Source organism: Apilactobacillus sp., from assembly GCF_025290035.1.
Taxonomy (GTDB): Bacteria; Bacillota; Bacilli; order Lactobacillales; family Lactobacillaceae; genus Apilactobacillus.
The window spans coordinates 1-20,316 of sequence record NZ_JAMBKT010000011.1; the positions used below are offsets into that span (position 1 = coordinate 1).

Annotated in this window: 25 protein-coding genes and 2 tRNA genes; 14 read left to right on the forward strand and 13 right to left on the reverse strand. The window is 33.8% G+C overall.

What is annotated here, in order from left to right; translation table 11 throughout:
* Positions 1 to 118: 118 nt before the first annotated feature.
* Positions 119 to 754 (forward strand): YczE/YyaS/YitT family protein, encoded by a 636-nt coding sequence (locus tag M3005_RS03945; protein WP_293793879.1) that lies wholly within the window; start codon positions 119 to 121, stop codon positions 752 to 754.
* 10 nt (positions 755 to 764) lie between these two features.
* Here M3005_RS03945 and M3005_RS03950 read toward each other — a convergent pair whose 3' ends face one another.
* From M3005_RS03950 to M3005_RS03975, 6 genes are all read right to left on the reverse strand, one after another.
* Positions 765 to 1,256, reverse strand: coding sequence for a DUF3278 domain-containing protein (locus M3005_RS03950; protein ID WP_293793880.1), 492 nt, complete (start codon positions 1,254 to 1,256; stop codon positions 765 to 767).
* Between the two features lie 12 nt (positions 1,257 to 1,268).
* Positions 1,269 to 1,481: a helix-turn-helix transcriptional regulator gene (locus tag M3005_RS03955; protein ID WP_148562083.1), complete on the reverse strand. Its 213-nt coding sequence runs from the start codon at positions 1,479 to 1,481 to the stop codon at positions 1,269 to 1,271.
* Positions 1,478 to 2,008: a DUF3278 domain-containing protein gene (locus tag M3005_RS03960; protein WP_293793882.1), complete on the reverse strand. Its 531-nt coding sequence runs from the start codon at positions 2,006 to 2,008 to the stop codon at positions 1,478 to 1,480. The genes M3005_RS03955 and M3005_RS03960 overlap by 4 nt, the downstream gene beginning before the upstream one ends.
* Before the next feature lie 118 nt (positions 2,009 to 2,126).
* Positions 2,127 to 3,065 (reverse strand): hypothetical protein, encoded by a 939-nt coding sequence (locus M3005_RS03965; protein ID WP_293793884.1) that lies wholly within the window; start codon positions 3,063 to 3,065, stop codon positions 2,127 to 2,129.
* An 87-nt stretch (positions 3,066 to 3,152) separates the two neighbouring features.
* Positions 3,153 to 3,632, reverse strand: a complete 480-nt coding sequence (rlmH, locus tag M3005_RS03970) for a 23S rRNA (pseudouridine(1915)-N(3))-methyltransferase RlmH (RefSeq protein WP_293793886.1) — start codon at positions 3,630 to 3,632, stop codon at positions 3,153 to 3,155.
* Between the two features lie 455 nt (positions 3,633 to 4,087).
* Positions 4,088 to 5,038, reverse strand: coding sequence for a Dyp-type peroxidase (locus M3005_RS03975; protein WP_293793887.1), 951 nt, complete (start codon positions 5,036 to 5,038; stop codon positions 4,088 to 4,090).
* 181 nt (positions 5,039 to 5,219) lie between these two features.
* Here M3005_RS03975 and M3005_RS03980 point away from each other — a divergent pair, with 181 nt between their 5' ends.
* The 6 genes from M3005_RS03980 to M3005_RS04005 all read left to right on the forward strand — a co-directional run bounded on the left by M3005_RS03980 (position 5,220) and on the right by M3005_RS04005 (position 8,739).
* A complete protein-coding gene (locus M3005_RS03980; protein WP_293793889.1) occupies positions 5,220 to 6,668 on the forward strand; it encodes a catalase in 1,449 nt (482 codons plus the stop codon).
* A gap of 180 nt (positions 6,669 to 6,848) precedes the next feature.
* Positions 6,849 to 7,220, forward strand: a complete 372-nt coding sequence (locus M3005_RS03985; protein ID WP_293793891.1) for an aggregation-promoting factor C-terminal-like domain-containing protein — start codon at positions 6,849 to 6,851, stop codon at positions 7,218 to 7,220.
* Positions 7,221 to 7,529: 309 nt separating this feature from the next.
* Complete coding sequence (locus tag M3005_RS03990; RefSeq protein WP_293793941.1) at positions 7,530 to 7,964, forward strand: ACT domain-containing protein; 435 nt, start codon at positions 7,530 to 7,532, stop codon at positions 7,962 to 7,964.
* Positions 7,965 to 8,014: 50 nt separating this feature from the next.
* Complete coding sequence (locus M3005_RS03995) at positions 8,015 to 8,242, forward strand: hypothetical protein (protein WP_293793893.1); 228 nt, start codon at positions 8,015 to 8,017, stop codon at positions 8,240 to 8,242.
* Between the two features lie 15 nt (positions 8,243 to 8,257).
* On the forward strand, positions 8,258 to 8,482 hold the full coding sequence (locus tag M3005_RS04000) for a hypothetical protein (protein ID WP_293793895.1): 225 nt from the start codon (positions 8,258 to 8,260) through the stop codon (positions 8,480 to 8,482).
* Positions 8,483 to 8,496: 14 nt separating this feature from the next.
* A complete protein-coding gene (locus M3005_RS04005) occupies positions 8,497 to 8,739 on the forward strand; it encodes a hypothetical protein (RefSeq protein WP_293793896.1) in 243 nt (80 codons plus the stop codon).
* Between the two features lie 32 nt (positions 8,740 to 8,771).
* Here M3005_RS04005 and M3005_RS04010 read toward each other — a convergent pair whose 3' ends face one another.
* Both M3005_RS04010 and M3005_RS04015 read right to left on the reverse strand, forming a co-directional pair.
* The gene (locus M3005_RS04010) at positions 8,772 to 9,467 is read right to left on the reverse strand and encodes a GPP34 family phosphoprotein (protein WP_293793897.1); all 696 of its coding nucleotides are present in this window, start codon (positions 9,465 to 9,467) and stop codon (positions 8,772 to 8,774) included.
* Between the two features lie 42 nt (positions 9,468 to 9,509).
* Positions 9,510 to 10,217, reverse strand: a complete 708-nt coding sequence (locus M3005_RS04015) for a glycerophosphodiester phosphodiesterase family protein (protein ID WP_293793898.1) — start codon at positions 10,215 to 10,217, stop codon at positions 9,510 to 9,512.
* Positions 10,218 to 10,391: 174 nt separating this feature from the next.
* Between M3005_RS04015 and M3005_RS04020 the strand changes: the two genes are divergently transcribed.
* From M3005_RS04020 to M3005_RS04030, 3 genes are all read left to right on the forward strand, one after another.
* On the forward strand, positions 10,392 to 10,673 hold the full coding sequence (locus tag M3005_RS04020) for an ArsR/SmtB family transcription factor (protein ID WP_187291409.1): 282 nt from the start codon (positions 10,392 to 10,394) through the stop codon (positions 10,671 to 10,673).
* A gap of 91 nt (positions 10,674 to 10,764) precedes the next feature.
* Positions 10,765 to 11,655: a metal ABC transporter solute-binding protein, Zn/Mn family gene (locus tag M3005_RS04025; RefSeq protein WP_293793899.1), complete on the forward strand. Its 891-nt coding sequence runs from the start codon at positions 10,765 to 10,767 to the stop codon at positions 11,653 to 11,655.
* Positions 11,656 to 11,769: 114 nt separating this feature from the next.
* Positions 11,770 to 12,225: a hypothetical protein gene (locus tag M3005_RS04030; RefSeq protein ID WP_293793900.1), complete on the forward strand. Its 456-nt coding sequence runs from the start codon at positions 11,770 to 11,772 to the stop codon at positions 12,223 to 12,225.
* A gap of 30 nt (positions 12,226 to 12,255) precedes the next feature.
* Here the strand turns inward: M3005_RS04030 and M3005_RS04035 are convergent, their stop codons facing one another.
* The 4 genes from M3005_RS04035 to M3005_RS04050 all read right to left on the reverse strand — a co-directional run bounded on the left by M3005_RS04035 (position 12,256) and on the right by M3005_RS04050 (position 16,098).
* The gene (locus M3005_RS04035) at positions 12,256 to 12,951 is read right to left on the reverse strand and encodes an ABC transporter ATP-binding protein (RefSeq protein ID WP_293793901.1); all 696 of its coding nucleotides are present in this window, start codon (positions 12,949 to 12,951) and stop codon (positions 12,256 to 12,258) included.
* 2 nt (positions 12,952 to 12,953) lie between these two features.
* Entirely contained in the window at positions 12,954 to 14,021 is a 1,068-nt protein-coding gene (locus tag M3005_RS04040; protein ID WP_293793903.1) for an ABC transporter permease, read from the reverse strand.
* A gap of 4 nt (positions 14,022 to 14,025) precedes the next feature.
* Positions 14,026 to 14,619, reverse strand: a complete 594-nt coding sequence (locus tag M3005_RS04045) for a TetR/AcrR family transcriptional regulator (protein ID WP_293793904.1) — start codon at positions 14,617 to 14,619, stop codon at positions 14,026 to 14,028.
* 117 nt (positions 14,620 to 14,736) lie between these two features.
* On the reverse strand, positions 14,737 to 16,098 hold the full coding sequence (locus tag M3005_RS04050; protein ID WP_293793905.1) for an FAD-dependent oxidoreductase: 1,362 nt from the start codon (positions 16,096 to 16,098) through the stop codon (positions 14,737 to 14,739).
* Between the two features lie 411 nt (positions 16,099 to 16,509).
* Here M3005_RS04050 and M3005_RS04055 point away from each other — a divergent pair, with 411 nt between their 5' ends.
* The 3 genes from M3005_RS04055 to M3005_RS04065 all read left to right on the forward strand — a co-directional run bounded on the left by M3005_RS04055 (position 16,510) and on the right by M3005_RS04065 (position 17,786).
* Positions 16,510 to 17,256: an SGNH/GDSL hydrolase family protein gene (locus tag M3005_RS04055; protein ID WP_293793907.1), complete on the forward strand. Its 747-nt coding sequence runs from the start codon at positions 16,510 to 16,512 to the stop codon at positions 17,254 to 17,256.
* Between the two features lie 259 nt (positions 17,257 to 17,515).
* A tRNA-Asn gene (locus M3005_RS04060) sits at positions 17,516 to 17,587 on the forward strand.
* A gap of 127 nt (positions 17,588 to 17,714) precedes the next feature.
* Positions 17,715 to 17,786: transfer RNA gene (locus M3005_RS04065), tRNA-Asn, on the forward strand.
* Positions 17,787 to 17,984: 198 nt separating this feature from the next.
* Here the strand turns inward: M3005_RS04065 and M3005_RS04070 are convergent.
* The gene (locus M3005_RS04070) at positions 17,985 to 19,016 is read right to left on the reverse strand and encodes a GH25 family lysozyme (RefSeq protein WP_293793908.1); all 1,032 of its coding nucleotides are present in this window, start codon (positions 19,014 to 19,016) and stop codon (positions 17,985 to 17,987) included.
* A gap of 221 nt (positions 19,017 to 19,237) precedes the next feature.
* On the opposite strand from M3005_RS04070, the gene M3005_RS04075 reads away from it, so the two are divergent.
* The coding region (locus M3005_RS04075) for an ABC transporter ATP-binding protein/permease (RefSeq protein ID WP_293793911.1) at positions 19,238 to 20,316 on the forward strand (1,079 nt) is incomplete at its 3' end.

The following is a 20,316-nucleotide window of genomic DNA, read 5'->3' on the forward strand; positions in this document are numbered from 1 at the left end:
AGTTAAATAATCTGTTAATAAAAAGCACTCACTAAAAGTGAGTGCTTTTTTTCTTGCTTTTAATTTGGATACATGAAATATTAGATATTATGGTTTAAAAAAATTGGAGATGAAAATTTTGAAACATATTATTTTATGGCGCACGATTTTATACATAATCGGTCTAAATATCTTAGCGCTAGGAACTACTTTATTTGCATGTGGACAATTAGGAGTTAGTTCTTTAGTTTCCGTGCCACAAACATTATCTTTTATCATTCATACAACATTAGGACACGCGACAACTATCTTTTTCGTGATTTTAGTCATCGTCGAAATGATTATCTTACGTACCGTTCAAATCAAGATATTACTACAATTAGTACTATCATTTGTATTCGGTTGGTTAGTTGATTTTTACGGCATTACAGTTGGTTTAAAAAAGATCCCACTAGAAGGATTCGGTGAACGTATCCCTGTTACTTTATTAGCAATTATTTGTACCGCATTAGGAATCTTCATGATGGTAAAAGCTGACTTCGTTTTGATTCCAGCCGATGGCTTTGTAAACGTCATTAGCCAAAAGTTAAACAAGCCCTTTGGAATGATGAAATTTAGTTTTGATGCATCTATGATCGTCATTACTATAATCTTAGGATTGGTATTTTTACATCGAATTGCATCAATCGGAATTGGTACATTATTAGCAGTGCTATTCGTAGGTCAATTGATCAATCTATTTAATTACATTCTAGATAAAACTAAAAAAGCATAGAGCATTCGCTCTATGCTTTTTTAAATTTACGACGATAATCTTCATACATTCCAATAATAATTCCGACATTGCATACAACAAAATAAAAGAAGAAAATTACACCAACATTATTCCACCACAATGCTGACGTGTATAACAAAACCCACATGAAGATCAAAGTTATCATGTTTGAAAATATATAATTCTTTACACAAGCATTTCTTTCATCTTTACTATCATATTCATAATAGTCGAAGCCATGCTTCTTAATTAGCCTTCCCATATAACCAGATGCTACAACGATTGCGATTAAATCCATAAATATCAATCCGCTTAAAACATTGTACGGATTCAATATATTGATTAATATCATTGATGAACAAGATGATATCAGTAGAAAAGCAATTAGGCCGACTGCCACCTTATTACCGGCTTCATTGACCACTTTTTCAGAATACTCATCAAAAGGTCTATTGATTCCGTAATACCATTTAACCACTTTAATAAAGAACGTTTCTTTCATATCCTCATCTCCCTAATGCCAAAATAGTGTGTTTAAATCTGTTTGTAATTCTTCAGCTAGACTAACGCATAGTTTTAAACTGGGATTATATTCGCCCTTTTCAATCAAACTTAAAGTTTGACGAGAAATCCCAACTAGTTGCGCCAGATCTTTTTGCTGAATATTCAATTTGGTTCGTATTTCCTTAACTCGATTTTCCAAGATAACCCCTCGCAGCGTCTTTATTTTTGAATTTTATTTTTTAAAGTAATATATACAGCAAAGCCACAAATCACAGCAAAAACTAGCAACATTACATTATTCCATGGACTTAACACTCTCTCCGCAATGGTGTTACCGGCATTATTGGGACCACCAAAGATAACAATTGCTTTTTCCAAAACGAAAAACAATATTCCACAATTCAATCCACGACGTTTAGCCTTTTTTACCAATGTTTCATATGATTGTTCATTAGTTACATCAATTAAGTCAATTTTACTTTTACGTACTTTATATTTTAGAAAAGCTAATGTTACTGACATAGCCAACAAGTTAATCAATAATATGACTGCTAATAAGTTATATAAAAAGTTTTCAGAAGATGAATTTAAAAAGATACATCCAGCAACCAAAAATTCAATAAAACTAAATATAAAATAAGATCCAAAGGCAATAAAACCACTTTCGTATAAGACATTTTGTTGGTATTCATCCCTTTTAGATGGAACACCCAATTCATATTCGATAATTTTGCTTAATATTTTTTTCATTAGATATGCACTTCCTAATTCATTTTAGGTAATATATATATTCCATATGTAAACTATATATTACATGATTCAAAAATGCAAGCATAAAAAAACTACGATTAATATCGTAGTTTTTTAATTAATATTTTTCAATCACCCTTAAAACTTCGTCTCTTTTATATTTAGTGATATCAGAAACTCCTGTTTTTCCGGTAAAAGAATAATGCGTTATTTGTTCAACATCGACATTCAAGTCAAACGCTTTTACCACTGCATCGGCAAGAATATATGTCTTTTTACCAAAACAAATTAAACATTTAGGATCCAATAAATTAACGATAGCAGCAAAAGCTGGTGCATCCACATTAATGAATCTATTGGTTAATTCTTTTACTGTTACAGCTTTATTATATTCATTAATAACCTTTTTATATGGTGCTTTCTTTTCTTTAATTTCGCTGGTATCTTTATTTGCTTTTTTATATTCTTTTTCCAGTTGTTCAAGTTTTTCAAGTTCTTCAAAATTTTTGGCAACTACTTTAGCTGACTCAGAACGAGCTGAAAATTTTTTCTTGAATTCGTATGGGTCAAAGGGTTCAATATCATTCATATTGAATATCTTTTCAGCCTTCATTTTAGGTAAAGCCAATAATTCCTTTGAAATAGTATTAATCCATGATTCACTTATTTCGGTTTTAACGAATTTATTTAAAATGTCCATCGCGAAACTACCATAAGCTTTAGTATCGTGAATGCTGGAATAAATTGACATGTCATGAGACTTAGGACCGATGTCATGATAGGTTTGATAGATAGTTGTGTCTACTTCATCGTCAGTATCTGCTGAGTCTCGTTCAGCATAATTTAAACCAACAAACATGAAGCCATTATCTGTATTAATTGATTCAAAAAACTCGCTACTATTTATATCATTTTTAGATAATAAAGCACGTTTTTTGGGCTTTCTACTTTCATCATTACCATGTGGATATACTAAAAATGTAGCGACTTCATTATATCCATTCTCATCGATTACCTTCTTGAATTCTGCTTTATCATTAGCCTTTTTAATACCCATATAATCAGCTCTTCTCTTTAATTATTAATAAACAATTATAATTATATCCATTTTTTAAAAACTAGAGTTAGATATGCTCAAAAAAATTTACTTATGATATGGACTTCCTTCATTAATCATAAAAGCACGATAAATTTGTTCAGTTAGCACTAAACGCATTAATTGGTGCGGTAATGTGAAACGACCAAACGAAATTTGTGTATCAGCTCTTTTTAGCACTTTTGGCGCTAAACCTAGCGATCCACCGATGACGAAAGTGATATCAGAATGACCATAGGTTGCTAATTGATCAATTTCTTTGGCAAATTCTTCTGATGAGCGTTCTTTACCTAAAATCGCTAATGCATAAACATATTCTTTATCGGCAATTTTGTCTAAAATTCTGGTTCCTTCTTTATCCATCACATCGTTCATCTCAGACTCACTAAGCGATTCGGGCGCTTTCTCATCTGGAACTTCGATAATCCGAAACTTACAAAAACGTGATAAACGCTTACTGTACTCTTCTATTCCGGCTTTAAAATACTTCTCTTTTAATTTTCCAACCACAACAAATTTAATATTCATTTGTGAAATCTCCTTTTTCGATTTTTATAACCACTATATTTAGTGTCTGTCAGTAGTCACAACTACTACTAATATTGTCCAAAAATTGTCAAGATTTTTCTTAGTTATCCACATTTGTGAATAAGTCAAAAATAAGTGTGTAACATCTTCAAACCATTATAGTATCAACGTTTTAAAGGTGTCAATTTAGCGTGGAACTTTCTTTTCCACACTTTTATCCACATAGTTATCCACAATGGGTGAATAACTTAAAAATCGCATAATTACTTGATATATCAATAAAAAATATACATCATCTAGTCATTCGATTTTTTAGTTATACACCGAATGTATGTTTTTTTCTTTGTGAAAACTTGTGAATAAAAATTTCACAAAGATTATTATACAAAATTAAGTTATCGTTCGTAAAATCAAAATAAAAAAGCATCGATTTCTAATCAATGCTTTTAGGTTAATTATTTAGTTGGTAATTCATCTTCTACAATTTGATCTAAGGTTGTTAGAGATGGGATAAAGAACATATTTCCAGTCACTGGATTAGAGAAATCTAACAAGCGATCTGATTGGCCAAACATGTTTTCTAGCATGCGTTTAGTAACACTCCAGTGTCTAGCATAGCCAATGAAATAAGTTCCAGTAGTGCCTTCACTAGGGTTAGAAAATGGCACGTTCATTCTAACGATTTTGTGTTCGATTCCATCATCATTATCTTGAGAAGCAACGTTATGAGCATTTTCTAGCTTTTCGTCATCTTCTAATTCCAAGTCAGAATACTTTTTACGTCCAATCGCCTTTTCTTGGTCTTCAGTCTTTAATGCATTCCAAGCATCCATATTATGGATGTATTTTTGCGCGAAAGCATATGAACCATTTTCAAAGTCAGGGTCTTCATCCCCAATAATCGCGTATGCTGACGCCTTTTGTACTTCTGGATTTTCGGTTCCATCAACAAAACCGATAATCGCACGGCCTTCAAAGTATCTGAATCCCTTGGTTTCATCTTGGACAGTCGTGAAGTCGCGGTAGTAATTTCTAATTTGACTTGCTACTTCATATACGACCGCTTCTGAATTCGCACGAATGTGGATAAATAAATCAGCTGGAGTGGCTGGTGAGGTATATTTAGGTCCTTTGACTGGTTGGAAGTCTTCTAATTCTTGTGGCTTCTTGTAATCAGCAAATAGGTAATCCCAAGCTGAATTAGCAAAACCAAAAGATACTTTTAAGTGTTCTTCTGGGTATCTAATATTCATTGAACGTAAGATTGCTTGTTCTCTCGATACTAGCTCGGCCACCTTTTCACGGTCTTCATCAGGATTACTTTTATTAATAGTTAAAGTTGTAAATAATACGTTTTTACCAGCATCTTTGTACACATCTTGTGCATCTGTTGGATCAAATGGCATATTGATACCCTCTTTCGTAATTTATAATCATTCTAAAATAAGAAACAATCTTATTATACTCTGAAAATCTAATTGTTTTCAAATCTTTTTTAAAATTTTATTAAATTATAACCATCGTATTATGGATTTCAACCAAATGGGTTTAAAATGACCTTGTATTAAACCAAGAGGGGGAATGACCATGACTAATAAATTAACTACTGATGAAGGTCAACCATGGGCAGATAACAATCATTCTTTAACTGCCGGAAATCGTGGCCCTGTTTTATTACAAGACTACCAATTAATTGAAAAACTTGCACACTTTAACCGCGAACGAATTCCAGAACGGGTTGTTCACGCTAAAGGTGCTGGTGCCAAAGGTGTCTTCACTTTAACTAAAGATATGAGTGACTACACTAAGGCTGATTTATTTAATGGAGAAGGTAAGCAAACTCCACTAACCATTCGTTTTTCAGAAGTGGCTGGTGAATTAGGTTACCCTGATACCATTAGAGATGTGCGTGGATTCGCAATGAAATTTTATACTAATGAAGGAAATTACGACATTGTTGGAAACAACACCCCTATTTTCTTCGTTAATGATCCATTGAAGTTCCCTGATTTCATTCATTCACAAAAAAGAGATCCTGCTACCCATCTTCGTTCAGAAGATATGCAATGGGATTTCTGGGCCCATTCTCCAGAATCATTACATCAGGTTACTTACTTAATGGGTGATCGTGGTAATCCATCCAGTTATGTCAACATGAATGGTTATGGTTCTCACACATTTAAATGGGTTAATGCCAAAGGTGAAGCATTCTGGGTTAAATATCACTTTATCTCAGAACAAGGTGTTAAGAATATGACTGAAGAACAAGCCCAAAAAGTGGCTTCAGAAAACACCGATTACCTAATCCAAGACCTATATGACAGAATTAAGAACGGTGAATTCCCTAAGTGGAAGGTTTGCGTTCAATTAATTCCATATGAAGAAGGATTAAATTACAAATACGATATTTTTGATGTTACTAAGACTGTCTCACATAAAGATTATCCACTACAAGAAATTGGTGAATTCGTATTAAACGAAAATCCTGCTAATTACTTTGACGATGTCGAAGAAGCTTCATTCTCTCCTGCTAACTTAGTCCCAGGAATCGAACCTTCATTAGATAAGTTACTTCAAGGTCGTCTATTTGCTTACAAAGATGCTGCTAGATACCGTTTAGGTGCTAACTATGAACATCTTCCAGTAAACAGTCCAAAGAATGGTGCTCATAACTATGCTCGTGATGGATTCATGGCACAAGGACAAGATGGTTCTGTTAACTACGAACCAACTGAAAAAGATAGTCCTCGTGAAGATCCACATGCACATATCCATGCTTATGATGTTTCTGGACAAGTGGGCAACTACAAGACTTATGATGATGACCCATACTCACAAGCAGGTGCACTATATAACATCTACTCTGAAGAAGAAAAAATGCGCTTAGTAGATACGATTGCCAGTCGTTTAGGTAGTATCGAAAACCATGAAAACAAAGTCCTAGAAACTAGAATGTTCTACAAGGCTGATCATGATTATGGTACTAGAGTTGCCAATGCAATCGGATTAGATATGGACGAAATCACTAAAGAATAATCATAAAAAGGCCGCTATATCGTTGATATAGCGGCCTTTTTATGTCTTTTGTTGCAAGAATGTAATATTTAATAATATAACTGTAAAGTTGCACTAACGCGTTTGATATATTACTTCGATATAGTATTAAACATAGAAAAGAAATCGAAGTATTAAAAACAAAAGGAGTTAGATTTTATTTTGAATAAAATTACCAAAACTTTTATCAAATTCTCAGTAATCGCATTTACATCACTTTTAATTCTATTCGCATTCAACATTGCTAAAAATAACGTTTCAGCAAGTGCCTCAGTAAACTGGCAACACGTTGCTGAACAAGGTCTAAGCAAAAAAGATATCGCTGCTAGACGTTGGATCTCATTCCATGAATCATCAAACAGATACTACGCAAAAAACGGTGTCTGTTACGGTAAGTTCCAACTAGACGTTAGTTACCTACACGGTGACCACTCAAAGAAAAACCAAGAACTAACTGCTAACAAATACGTTGCAAGTCGTTACGGTTCATGGTCAAACGCTAAGAAGTTCTGGCAACAACACCATTGGTATTAATCACAACACCTAGTTAACCACTAGGTGTTTTTTATTGCTATTATTTATATGTTTGAAAACATGTTTTGGTAGAAAACAATTCAGAGATAATATAGCTGGTAAAAAAACATGAACCATACTTCATAATTAACAATATAGTAAATGTCATTCAAGAAATAAAAATCATATTATTACCTAATATATATTAATGTCTTATATACACTATCGATGGTTGGCAACTTATAGAATAATCGTGATAAAATTGTAAATAATGTTAGAATTGATTTAAAAATTAAAAACGTAGAAATAATGAACTAGGCGGTGATGACAATTAGTAAATATTATATTGTCGATGACTCTTTATTACCTGAAGCTTTTGGGAAAGTAATTGAAGCTCGTAAGATGATTGACAACGGTGAAGTTAAGAATGTTAGTGAGGCCGTTAAAGCAGTTGGTATCAGTCGTGCCAGTTACTATAAATATAAAGATTATGTATATGAAGCCCAACAATCTTCATGGCAACGCAAAGCAGTTATCTCTTTTCTACTAGATCATAAGAGTGGGATTTTATCCCAAGTGTTAAACGCGATTTCACATCGTGGCGCCAACATTTTAACTATTAACCAAAACATTCCGATTAACGATTCAGCCAGCGTCGTGATTTCATTAGAACTAAGTAATATTGACAGTTCAGTCGATGACTTAATGAATGATATCAATGAAATTGATGGCACCAACAAGGTTAACCTAATCGCCGTTGAGTAATTAGACATAACATGTTAACATCATGTCTAATAAATAGAGAGGAAATTACAATGGATAAATTGCAATTTATGGATTACACTTTTTTGTTTAATCCTGACCATTCTACTTATACCAACAACGACGAAGGGTTAACCTTTTTTATGTTAGATGGTGAAGTTAGAATCAAAATTAGATTCAAAAATGAACGTCTTGTATTGCTACCACAATATGGCGTTACCATTAAAAAAGCCGATGATAAGACATACCACATCATCGCCAACGAATACCAACCCGTTTAGGGCAAGGAGAGCTAAATGAGAGAAGTTCAAATCAGACAGTACCATTTGAGATACGACGATAATCAAATTGACGGTTATTTCGACAAAAGTAACGAAAGACTGGCATTCATAGCTGGCAGCGATTTATTGCTAGCCGTCGACATCGATAACGACGAATTAACGTTTCATCCCAATGGTGGCGACTATGTTTCCATTGAAGAAATCGATGCAACACATTACGAACTAAAATCTGACTTTTAAACTAGGAGAATTCAATGCCTCAAATCACTTTTCATGGTTACACCATCTACTACCAAGAGCATATGCTACCCTTTTTTGATCAAAAAAGAGACGCCATCTTATTTGTAAAATACTTAGCTGAAAATGCGGGCGGCAAAGCATATGACGATGCACAACTAGTAGTTGAATACGATGATGGGATCGTATTTACACCACTTTGGAATATTAAAATCAAACAGACTAACGATAAAGAGTTCATTTTAGAATTCAAAGGATAACAAAAAAGACTCAGCCATTTTGGCTGGGTCTTTTAAATTGTATTAATTTTAGTTCGATTCATATATGATGCTGGTTGTTCTTTTGCGACTAGTGCTGACACTTTACGCATGTGAACACCAAATTCATCAATCAAGTCTTGAATATGAGCGAATTCTGGATGTTCCATTAAATGTGCCATGCGTAACGCAATTGCACGACGTTCACGACTCTTGAAGCATAACTTCAATTGACGACTAATGGTTAACATCTTAGCCAAACAGTATACATTTACTGTCATTGGTGCAGAACCCATCATTTGATCATAGATTTCATCAATAATATCTTGGTTAGTTTGTGACTTAGGGACGAAGGTTCTCACCTTATGCACTAATCCCTTTTTCTTTTCTAGCACGTGTCCACCTTCAAAGAATTGTTCACCTAATGCCATGTAAGTATGTTTCATTACATCGACATTTTGCAATAACTTCGCAATCATTGTGTCCACATCAGCATCTTTATTTCTTTCAATTAAATCCATAAATGAATTTAAGAAATATAGTTTATGTGGTAATGCATCAATGATTTCAATGCGGTTATCTTCATTTAATTTAATTACTCCAGCAGCTGCTAAATCTAATAAACAACTGTCTACTAAATAGGCGCGTAGACGTACGTTTTTCAACATTACACGACTATCTTTGGACTTACTGGTAATTAAAAAATACATTTCAGCAGTTGTAAGTGCCATTGTATAGCCTCCATGAGTAGAATAAAAGTATTCTAACACTTCTTATCTTTTTTTGTTAACCTTTTTATTTGCAACGCTTTGTCGAATCTTCATTGCGCGTTCAAAATTATTAGTAATGACAGCCGCCACACCGTGTTTAATTAAGAAACGTAAACGTAGTGATCCGTTAACTGTCCACACTCTTTCTTTGTTTTCGATATCTGGTTGGAAAAATTGAAGATGCAATGCATCCAAGTGATTAGTTAACAAGAATTCCTTTGGATTATCCACTCTGCGGTCAGTTAGATATGCAAATTGCGCGTCATCTACTAGTTGTTGGACAATTTTGACTGATGACAAATTAAATGATGAATAAATCACTGGGTGTAACAATTCAAATTTGCTTACCATATCGACAACGATTTTTTCGATATTAGGGTAATGAATTTTATCAGTTTTAAATTCTAGGTTAACTAATACGTCGCGTCCTTCAATTAGTGCTAATAATTCTTCTAACTTAGGAATGCGTTCATAATTTTCAAGTGAAAATTGTGATAATTCTTCATAAGTATAGCTATTAACCAAGCCACGTCCGTCCGTGGTACGATCAATGCGTTCATCATGAATAACGACTGGGATATTATCTTTTGTTAAATGAACATCAAATTCTAGTCCATCAATGTGATGGTACAGCGCATAACGAAATCCTTGTAGTGAATTTTCTGGATACAAATCTGGTACCCCTCGATGACCAAAAACCAATGTTTTCATTTTAAAATATCCCCCTTTTGTTTCCTCTCCATTAATAATAAATCTATTTTTTTATTTTGCAATATAATTACTCAATTAATTAGCGTTTATTTTATAGTAAATATTTATTGGAATAATTTTTCTTTTCAAGCGTTTAACGTTATAATTTATATATCAACTAACGCGGAGGAAATTATGATCATAAATGACAAAAAACTACATATGATTACTAAGGCATTGGATAATTCACTACGAATTCAAATCCTCTATTACTTAGAAGATAATCAACAAAGTAATGTCTCCAACTTAATGAATTACTTTGAAACTTCTCAACCTAATATTTCTCGTCATCTAAAAATATTAGCTGATGCTAACTTAGTTTACAGCCAAAAAGATGGCCAAGAACGCATTTATCAACTTAGCGATAACCATGTTTCACAACTACTAGCAACATTAAAAACACATATTAACGATTAAAAAGGTTTATTCTTGACATATATCTATTTTAGTTATATAACTATATTTGTTATATAACAGAATTAGATATATTTTTTATTTGGAGGAAATTATGAAAAAAATTAAAGCGCTTAGTTTGATCGTCTTCATCGCGACATTCGTCTTAATCTTAACTGGATGTTCAGCCAGCAAGAACGATGCTAAGAAGAGTATCCACGTCACTTCATCAGTTAACTTCTATGGCGAAGTTGCCAAAAATGTTTTAGGAAAATACGGTAAAGTAACTTCAATCATCAATAACCCTAACATTGATCCACATGATTTTAACCCTGCCAGTTCAGATGCTAAGAACGTCTACCAAGCTAACTTAGTTATCTATAATGGTTTAGGTTACGACTCATGGGCACAAAAGCTATTAGGTAGTAACAAAAATGTTGATTCAATCAACGTTGGTAGCCTAATGGGTAAAAAGACCGGTGATAATCCACACATCTGGTACAACGTTGCTACCATGGAAAAATTAGCCAACGAATTAGCTGCTAAGTTTGCCAAGTTACAACCTAATCACAAAAAAGATTTCGAAAATAACGCCAAAGCATACATCGATAAGCTAAAAGTACTCAACACTCAACTTGCTGACATCAAGAAGAATAAAATCAACAAGCCGGTAGCCGTTTCAGAACCAGTTTTTGATTATTCACTATCTAACATGGGCTACACCGTTTCTGATAAATCATTTGAAGAAGCCACTGAAAAGGATAACGATCCATCCCCTAAGAGTATTCGTGAAATTCAAAACGATATTAAAGACCATAAATTAGCTTTCTTCGTATATAACAAGCAAGTTAACAGCAAGACTGTCACTAACTTAGTTAAACTAGCTAAGCAAAACAATGTGCCAGTAGTCTCTGTGACTGAAACTAAACCAAGTGATGAACCAACTTACATCTCATGGATGCAAAACCAATATAAAGAAATTCAAGCTATTCAAAACAAAAAGTAATTGAAAAACATTTATCTATTTGGATAAATGTTTTTTTATTTGAAGTCATTTGGAGAAAATATTAGTATATAATGTAGATATAAAATACTATTCAGAATAGGGAGTTTAACCATCATGGCAATTGCACTAGTAAATGAAATGTTTAATGAATTTAACGATCCTGATTTAAGTTACAAGGATTCCAGAGACGGATATACTGAATGGTTTAAATTATCATTTCTAGTTGATGATGGTTTCCATAAATTCGAAGATGGTAAACGTAAATTCATCGAAAAATACGATGAAGAACTACAAGAAGTAATGAGTAACTTCTTAAACAAGTACCAAAAAGAATTCGAATCTTCATTCATTAACGAAAAAGAATTCGAAGTCTTAGATCGTACTAAAGAAATCGTTAAAGATTTAAAATCTACGTTAGAAAAAGAATTTTTAGTTGATGATAAAATCACCATCTTCAGCATTGATTTAGTCGGTAGTTGGCAAGCATTCAAGAGTTCTGGTTCTTCTTCACTAGAACAACGTTTCTACAACGATATTACTAATCACGTTGAACAACAACATCAAAAATAAAGAAGATAGGCATTGTGCCTATCTTCTTTTTTATACTAAAACTGCATCATCAGTATCGATGAATTCACCTTGTCCATCTACGATTCGATAGTTTTTATCAACATAACTCAATAATCTAGCGTCATGGGTAATCACGATGACTGTCTTATTTTGTTTATGCGCTAGTTCTTGTAATACTTCCATTGATTTAATCGCCATTTGACCATCTAAAGCAGCAGTGGGTTCATCCGCTAAGATAATGTCTGGGTTAGTGTAAAGCGCTCTTAAAATCGCCACTCTTTGTTGTTGCCCACCAGAAAGTTCATCTGGGTATTTGTTCATTAAATCAGTCACTTTCAATTGAGCGACTAATTGTTTACATTCATCAACGGTCAAATTCCCTGACTTTTTAACTTTATCCACTAGTCTAAATTGATCTTTGACCTTTAGGTAAGGTAATAAGTTGTATGCTTGTAAGATAAACCCGATGTGGTCTAATCTGAAGCGACTTTGTTGTTTAGCGTTCATGTCCCCATAGTTAGCACCATCAATCATAATTTCACCACTAGTGGCAGAAAGAATACCACCTAAAATTTTCATGAAAGTTGATTTCCCCGAACCAGATGGTCCGGTAATAGCGATAACTTCACCCTTATTAGCAGAAAAATTAATATTGCTTAACGCTTTAGTAGCAGCTTCGTCGACACCAAAAACTTTATTGACGTTATTTAATTCAATTGTAGCCATTATTAAATCCCTCCCATTGCAGTTGCTGGGTCAATCTTAGTGACCGTTCTCATTGGAATTAATGCTCCAATGATTGACATTAAAATAATCATAATCGATACAAATATCATTAATGCAGGATCGAATGTCATTGGTACAGCAGCTGGCATTGAAATTGCAGTTAGGAATGTTAGTAGTGCACTAATTGCGACACCACCAACAGCCAAAATAAGTGCATTTGAGATGACATTCATTGCAAGGTAGAAGTTGGATACCCCTTGTACCTTCATTACTGCGAAATATGGTATTTTTTGCATTGTTAATACATATAAGAAGATTGAAATCACTACTAGTGTAATTAGTAGCAAGAAGACAATCATAAATTCAAAAGTTGAATTTTGCGCACTGTATCCCGGAATGTCTTGAATGAAATCTTCCATTCCCATTACTTGAGTCCCACTAACCGTCTTCTTAGGGTCATTTCTGTAAATAATTGCACTAATCATCGCTTGATCGTTTTTGCCAAACTTTTCTGATTGCACATTTTGTGCGCTCGCATAAATTACTGGTGCAACATTTAATTGATTATTTTTAACTGTTCCCACGATTTTAAATTGGTGACCATTACTACTAAACTTAATTTTTTCGCCCAAACGATAATGGTCTTGTGAGATTAAACTATCATCGACAACCACTTCATACGCATGTTTAAATGTGCGACCTGAAGTAATTTTTAAATCTTTATAAATGAATTGATTTCTATTTAAACCAATAATTTGTGAACCAACCTTGTTATCATCCTTAAGTGTTTGGGCATTCGCACTCATTTGCGTAATGTCGGCACGTTTGTTAGTTGGATATTGCTTAGCTTGTTTTTTGGTAATTGTCGATTGATCTAATAATCCATTCGCATCAGCATTTAAAACGATTTTTTCTGCGTTCCAAGAATCGATTGCTTGACGATTAGCATTGCTTAACCCGTTGGCTAATGCAGTCAAAATAAAGATTAAGTATGCAATCATGATAATTACTAAACAAATTAAACTGTATCTTAATTTATTCTTTTTAATTTCTTGAATTGATAAAAACATCTTACTATCCCCTATTTCTTAATCCCTTATTCAATAATTTCAAAAGACTAGCGAAGTCACTAAATAACTGTTCTTGGTTACCACCGCTGAGTACATTTCTAATTGTTTCATGTGCAGCACTAGTTGCCCATTTGTAAGTGATGATAATTTGTTCTTTATCACTTACTGGTCTCCCATCAACTAACAGCACTAAATATTCTTCAGGCATTTTGCGATAATCGTATTCCTTATGCTTTAACTCAAACTGATTATAGACAACGTACTTTTGATAAAAAAATTCATATTGGGTTCCTTTCAAATCTTCAATAAAAGAAGTGGTTGCATCATAAAAAGCTTGTAGTGAATTTTGCTTTTCCGCTCTGATTTGTTGGAAAACATCAAAGTGAACTTCTTTCAAGACTCTTTTTAAAGCATAGCGATAACTATCATGAATATCTTCAAAATATTTATAGAATGAACCACGAGCGATTGAGCAGTCATTAATGATTCTGGCTACTTGCGCCTCCGTTAATCGATATTGAGAAAACTCCTTAATCAAAGCGTGAAAGATTTGATTTTGTTTGTCTTCATTTAAGTTTAAAAACGTTGTTGTTGGCATTCTTTTCTCCTTTTCGACTAAGTGACATCGTGTCATTTTTAATATATTACAGCCTAGGTGACACGGTGTCAATATATGTGCACAAAAAAAGATGGAAATCATTCCATCTTTTTAAAATTACTTGTTAAGTTGTCTTACGGCTTCTTGAGCTGCATCATTCATAATGTTCCATGGACGATCGAATCCAGGTTGGAAGAAGAAGTCAGCGTAAGCTAAGTCATAAACTGTAGCTTTTTGTTGGATTGCAAATGAGATAGTGTTAATGTTTGCAGTCACATCTCTAGTTGACATGATTTGACCACCAAGGATACGACCATCAGTTGGATCAAATGTAATCTTGAAGTAAACCTTAGCATTTCCAGCTTCTTCTGAAACGAATGCTGGAACTGCCCAGTCTTCTACTAACACTGATTGAGCGTTAGTAACACCACATTTTTCTTGAGTGTCTTGTTTAACACCAGTTGAAGCAAAGTGGTAGTTAAATACTGAAAGTGCTGATGAACCTGAAACAGCAGTCATCTTTAATTCTCTTCCAGCAGCGTTAGCAGCAGCAGTACGTCCTTGACGACGAGCGTTTGATGCTAAAGCAATTGATGATAATTCACCAGTTGGTGCATATGGAACCTTAGTTGCATCCCCAACAGCGTAAATATCTTTAACACTAGTTTCTTGGTGTTCGTCAATCTTGATACGACCACGTTCATCTAGGTCTAATAAACCTTCTACTAATGAAGTGTTTGGAATAACCCCAGCAGTTTCAACAACTAATTCAGCATCAAAAGTACCTTGGTCAGTCTTAACAGCTTTAACTTTACCGTCTTCGCCAACGAATTCAGCAACGTTTACGCTACCAACGAAGTTAACACCGTTTTCTTTGAATTCTTGAGTTAATTTATCAGTAAATTCTGAATCTAGGTAGTTACCTAATAGACGAGGATTGTGGTCTACAATAGTAACTTCCTTACCTGCTTTAGCAAAAGCTTCAGCAGCTTCGATTCCAATGTAACCTGAACCGATAACAAAAACGTGTTTTAGGTCAGGATCTACCATCTTTTGTTTTAGCTTGATTGCCCAGTTACGACCACGCATAGCGTATAGGTTTTCTAGGTCTTTACCAGGAATGTCTAAACGACGAGGAGTAGCACCAATAGCTAAGATTAGCTTATCGTAGCTTTCATCACGTTCTGAACCATCAGCTAAGTTCTTAACATGAACTGATTTGTTCTTTTCATCAATACTTGCAATTTCTTGTTGTACAAATACATGTACACCATCTTTTTCAGCGTTTTCTACAGTTTCATATGCAACTGTGTTTACATCCTTTACAGTACCTTCTAGGTATAATTCCATACCACATGATAAAAATGAGATGAAATCTCCTCTTTCATACCATTGAATTTCTGCTTCTGGGTTTTCTAAAAGCATTCCACGAACGGCTTCGTATCCACCGTGTGAAGAACCGACTACGATAACTTTCATTAGTGTGGCCTCCTAATAATTTTTATATAATATTTCTATAATTTAACTTTGTGATATTTATCACATTACTTTACAACCAATATTTTACCTTTTGCCCGATTATTTAGCAAGCAATATTTACAAAATACTAAAACTTTTTTAATCTTTTCACACAATAAATTAAAATCACTTTCTTCATATAATAATATTCCTATTAATTCTAGAAATTGATTTTTATACTTCCCTTAAAAAGAATGTTTTATTCCGATAAATATGATCAGTTATCTACTTTTATCACAAACTTTTTAATAGAAATGTTAAGGATTGATATAAATGTTTAAATATTGATTAAGTTTCCCACGATTAATTGTTACGCACCCAAAATGCTAGTAAAATTGGTTATAGATAATAATTGAAAGGGAGTTAAGCGCATTGAAATACGGGTTTATTAAAACTGCATTAGTTACAGCGGCAGGTGCTGCCTTAATGAAGGTATCTAAAAAAAGCATTGATATTAGAAAAGCTAACAGTGAAATCTATAGACCCTCTCGTGATTTCTTTGTTGATGGCAACCTTAACGGTAAAAAAATTGTTTTCTTAGGTTCATCTGTAACTGCTGGGTTAGCTTCTAAAGGTGTTTCTTTTGTTGACTTCTTACGCGTTGAACATGGCGTTCACGCAATTAAAGAAGCCGTTAGCGGAACTACTTTAGCGGATATTAATGACAATTCTTACGTAAGTCGAATGAAAAAGAATTTGAGCCAAGACGCTCACTATGACTTATTCACCTGCCAACTATCTACTAACGATCAAAGAAATGGTATCGACATAGGCAACATCAGTAAGTCATATGACCCTAATGACTTCGATACCCAAACTACAATCGGCGCAATCGAATACATCGCTGCGACTGTCCAAGAAGAATGGGATTGCCCATTAGTCTTCTATACTTGTTTGAGAAAACCAGAACCTGGTTACGAATTTCTAAGAGATAAATTATTCGAACTACAAAAGAAATGGCACTTCGCAATTATTGATATTTGGAACAATAAGACTTTAAAGAAAATGAACGAAGAAAATCCTAGCTTCATGTTAGATGATACTCACCCTACATGTGCTGGATATCGTTATGGTTGGACTCCTATTTTCGTAAAAGAATTAGATCAAATGATAGAATAACCAAAAAATATGTCGACGATAAACCTTAATATAAAGGTGTTTTGTCAACATATTTTTATTTTTATTAAAATTTGATGAAAAAAGGTTGTATTTTTTTAATAATAGTGTATTATTATAGTCAATGACAAAGACATAGCATCAAGTTACATTTTTACCAAATTAACCCTCAAACGTTGATTTGGTAGCACATATTAACTGCATAATTTTTATGTTATTAGTTTTATAAGAAAAATGACTACTCACATTTTTCTCTCATTTTTGCTCCGTGGTTCAATGGTAGAATAGCGCACTGTTAATGCGATGGTTGCTGGTTCGAGTCCAGCCGGAGCAGTTGAGTGATTATTCACTCAACATAATTAGAGATGTTAACGATACGGTATCTTTCTAATTGCAGGAACTGATATTCAACCCCTTTTCAATAGAAAATCAGTTCGAATTATTAACACCCCTTTATTTATTGCTCTATGGTTCAATGGTAGAATAGCGCACTGTTAATGCGATGGTTGCTGGTTCGAGTCCAGCCGGAGCAGTTGGGAGAAATCCCAAGTTAGCTTTATCCCAATGTTAACTAATAAAGCAAATTGCTTTTCCATATTTTTATTCATAATTATCTATAATTCCACATAACAAAAGAACTTAGCTATCCCGCTAAGTTCTTTTGTTTTTTACTGAGCTAAATTTTTGGCATTAAAAAAGCATGGCTCATTGCCATGCTTTTAATTTGCTTATTATTTATTGAATGCATCAGCAGGGATCCATCCAACCACGCCTCCGCTATATACGGATGTAGCTTCATAGTAAGTCTTGCCGTTATACTTAGATTGAGCAACAATCGCGAATTGTTTGCCTTGGTAATTAATAGTGTTATCAACTGGTAATGTTGCCTGATTATCACCATAAATTGAATCCATTGCATTAGCAGCAATTGTCATAACCTTAGTATCCATCTTTTGGATGGCAGGAGTACTACTTGATGAAGTATTTGTTGATGTAGTTGTAGTAGTAGTTGGAGCTGATGGTTGTGATTGAACTTGAGTAGTTGGTGTTGAATTAGTGGAGTTATTTGCTTTTACAATCACATCCCCGATAAACCAACTTTGATCTTGTCTCATTTTACTTGCATCAACCTTTTTATTTAAGGCTGCAGAATAATAACGATCAGTGTATTGCCACAAAACATGACTAACTGAAGGTTCATGTCTGGTATAAGCAGCTAACCAGTAGCCATCGTATGAACTAAGTGCTGATTTAGCGTAAGTCTTCATGAAACTTTGGTAAGAATAGAATAAAATCTTTTTGTTACCAACTAATGGACGTAGGGTTTGCACCCATTTTAAGGTAGCAGCTCTTGCTGTGCTACGACCTAAATGAGTAGACTCGAAGTCATTTACATAAAACTTAGCATTTGGCGCTCTGTAATATAAATCACGAGCTTCTCTAGCAGCACTAGCATTTGATGTATATCTACTATATGAATATACTCCATATGGAACACCATATTTTTCTAGCATCGCTTTATTATGATTAAAAGTCTTATCATAATGTCTTGTACCATATTGAACTCTTAAAATAACAAATGGTACTTCGTTACTTAACTTCTTGGCTTTGTTGTCGCTTAATTTCCCTTGCCATTCTGACAAGTCGTAAACATTATCAGTGCTTGCTGCGTGCGCTGTAGCATAGCTACCCATTGCAACGACGGCTCCTGATAGTCCGATTGAAGTGATCAACATCATCAATATTGATTTAAACTTAATCAATATACCACACTCCTATTTCTAACTGGCTATATACCTGCAGTATAACTGCCAAATATTTCAAGAATGATATAGGAATATTACAAATTATGACAATTTAACCTTTTCTTAAGAATTTAAGGACAAAATGCAACACTTTTACTCATTTTGATGATTGTTTATATCAAAATCATACCTATAATAGTCATTACAAATAAAATAATTATGAATAAGGAGTGAAAAACATGTCATTCTTAGAATTAAAAAATATCGAAAAATCATACTACCTTGGCAAAGATGAATTTAAAGTTTTAAAAGGAATCGATTTATCTTTTGAAAAAGGTGAAATGGTATCCATCTTAGGAGAATCTGGTGGAGGTAAATCCACTTTAATGAACATTATCGGTGGTTTAGATAGTAAATACTCTGGTGATGTTTTACTAAATGGTGAATCATTAAGACATGATACTGACAAACAACTAGACGAATACCGTCGTAAAACCATTGGATTCATTTTCCAAAGTTTCAACTTAATTAGTCACTTAACTATTTTGGATAACGTATTAGTACCACTAGAAATGACTAATCTTTCAAAGAAAGAACAAGTTGCTCGTGCAAAGGAACTATTAGCTAAAGTGGGTCTAGAAGATCACATGAACAAATTCCCCAACCAATTATCTGGTGGTCAAAAACAACGTGTATCAATCGCCCGTGCTTTAGCTGGCGATCCAGAAATGTTAATCGCAGATGAACCAACTGGTGCATTGGATCCAGAAAACACAACTGAAATCCTACAAATCTTAGACAACATCGCTAAAGAAGGTAAATTAGTTTTAACTGTTACCCACTCTGAAAAAGTTGCTGATTACGGAACTCGTGTTGTTCACATGACTGACGGTAAAATTGACGAAGATCGTACTCTTCGTGAAAAATATGCTGAAAGCAAAGAAGAAACTCTAGAATCAAAGACACTATCATTCAAGTCAATTGTTAAGATGACCTGGGATAACATTAAGTACAACTCCAAGCGAAACCTTTTAATCATCTTTGGTGGTTTAATCGGGATTTTCTCAGTGGTCTTCATGTTAGGGATAGGTAATGGAATTCGCGGTTACATTAATCACGAAATTTACTCACAAGTAAATCCTAACAGTATTCAAATTTCTCACAAAAACACAAATGATCATTCATCATTTAAAGATGTTGATGTAAGCCGTTTATCAGACGTCAAAGGTGTTAAATCTGTCGACAAAGCATACGCTTCAAGCGGTGTCCAAGTTAAAGATGGTAAAAAGTCAGCGCAAGTTGCATACATGACTTCAAG

Coding starts and splice junctions, on each gene's coding strand:
- M3005_RS04015 (WP_293793898.1), bottom strand. CDS start 10,217: ATGAAAACATTGGTTTTTGGTCATCGAGGGGTACCAGATTTGTATCCA.
- M3005_RS04040 (WP_293793903.1), bottom strand. CDS start 14,021: ATGTTTTTATCAATTCAAGAAATTAAAAAGAATAAATTAAGATACAGT.
- M3005_RS04005 (WP_293793896.1), top strand. CDS start 8,497: ATGCCTCAAATCACTTTTCATGGTTACACCATCTACTACCAAGAGCAT.
- M3005_RS03950 (WP_293793880.1), bottom strand. CDS start 1,256: ATGAAAGAAACGTTCTTTATTAAAGTGGTTAAATGGTATTACGGAATC.
- M3005_RS04045 (WP_293793904.1), bottom strand. CDS start 14,619: ATGCCAACAACAACGTTTTTAAACTTAAATGAAGACAAACAAAATCAA.
- M3005_RS04010 (WP_293793897.1), bottom strand. CDS start 9,467: ATGGCACTTACAACTGCTGAAATGTATTTTTTAATTACCAGTAAGTCC.
- M3005_RS03980 (WP_293793889.1), top strand. CDS start 5,220: ATGACTAATAAATTAACTACTGATGAAGGTCAACCATGGGCAGATAAC.
- M3005_RS03995 (WP_293793893.1), top strand. CDS start 8,015: ATGGATAAATTGCAATTTATGGATTACACTTTTTTGTTTAATCCTGAC.
- M3005_RS03965 (WP_293793884.1), bottom strand. CDS start 3,065: ATGGGTATTAAAAAGGCTAATGATAAAGCAGAATTCAAGAAGGTAATC.
- M3005_RS04000 (WP_293793895.1), top strand. CDS start 8,258: ATGAGAGAAGTTCAAATCAGACAGTACCATTTGAGATACGACGATAAT.
- M3005_RS04025 (WP_293793899.1), top strand. CDS start 10,765: ATGAAAAAAATTAAAGCGCTTAGTTTGATCGTCTTCATCGCGACATTC.
- M3005_RS03960 (WP_293793882.1), bottom strand. CDS start 2,008: ATGAAAAAAATATTAAGCAAAATTATCGAATATGAATTGGGTGTTCCA.
- rlmH (WP_293793886.1), bottom strand. CDS start 3,632: ATGAATATTAAATTTGTTGTGGTTGGAAAATTAAAAGAGAAGTATTTT.
- M3005_RS04050 (WP_293793905.1), bottom strand. CDS start 16,098: ATGAAAGTTATCGTAGTCGGTTCTTCACACGGTGGATACGAAGCCGTT.
- M3005_RS03975 (WP_293793887.1), bottom strand. CDS start 5,038: ATGCCATTTGATCCAACAGATGCACAAGATGTGTACAAAGATGCTGGT.
- M3005_RS04030 (WP_293793900.1), top strand. CDS start 11,770: ATGGCAATTGCACTAGTAAATGAAATGTTTAATGAATTTAACGATCCT.
- M3005_RS04035 (WP_293793901.1), bottom strand. CDS start 12,951: ATGGCTACAATTGAATTAAATAACGTCAATAAAGTTTTTGGTGTCGAC.
- M3005_RS04020 (WP_187291409.1), top strand. CDS start 10,392: ATGATCATAAATGACAAAAAACTACATATGATTACTAAGGCATTGGAT.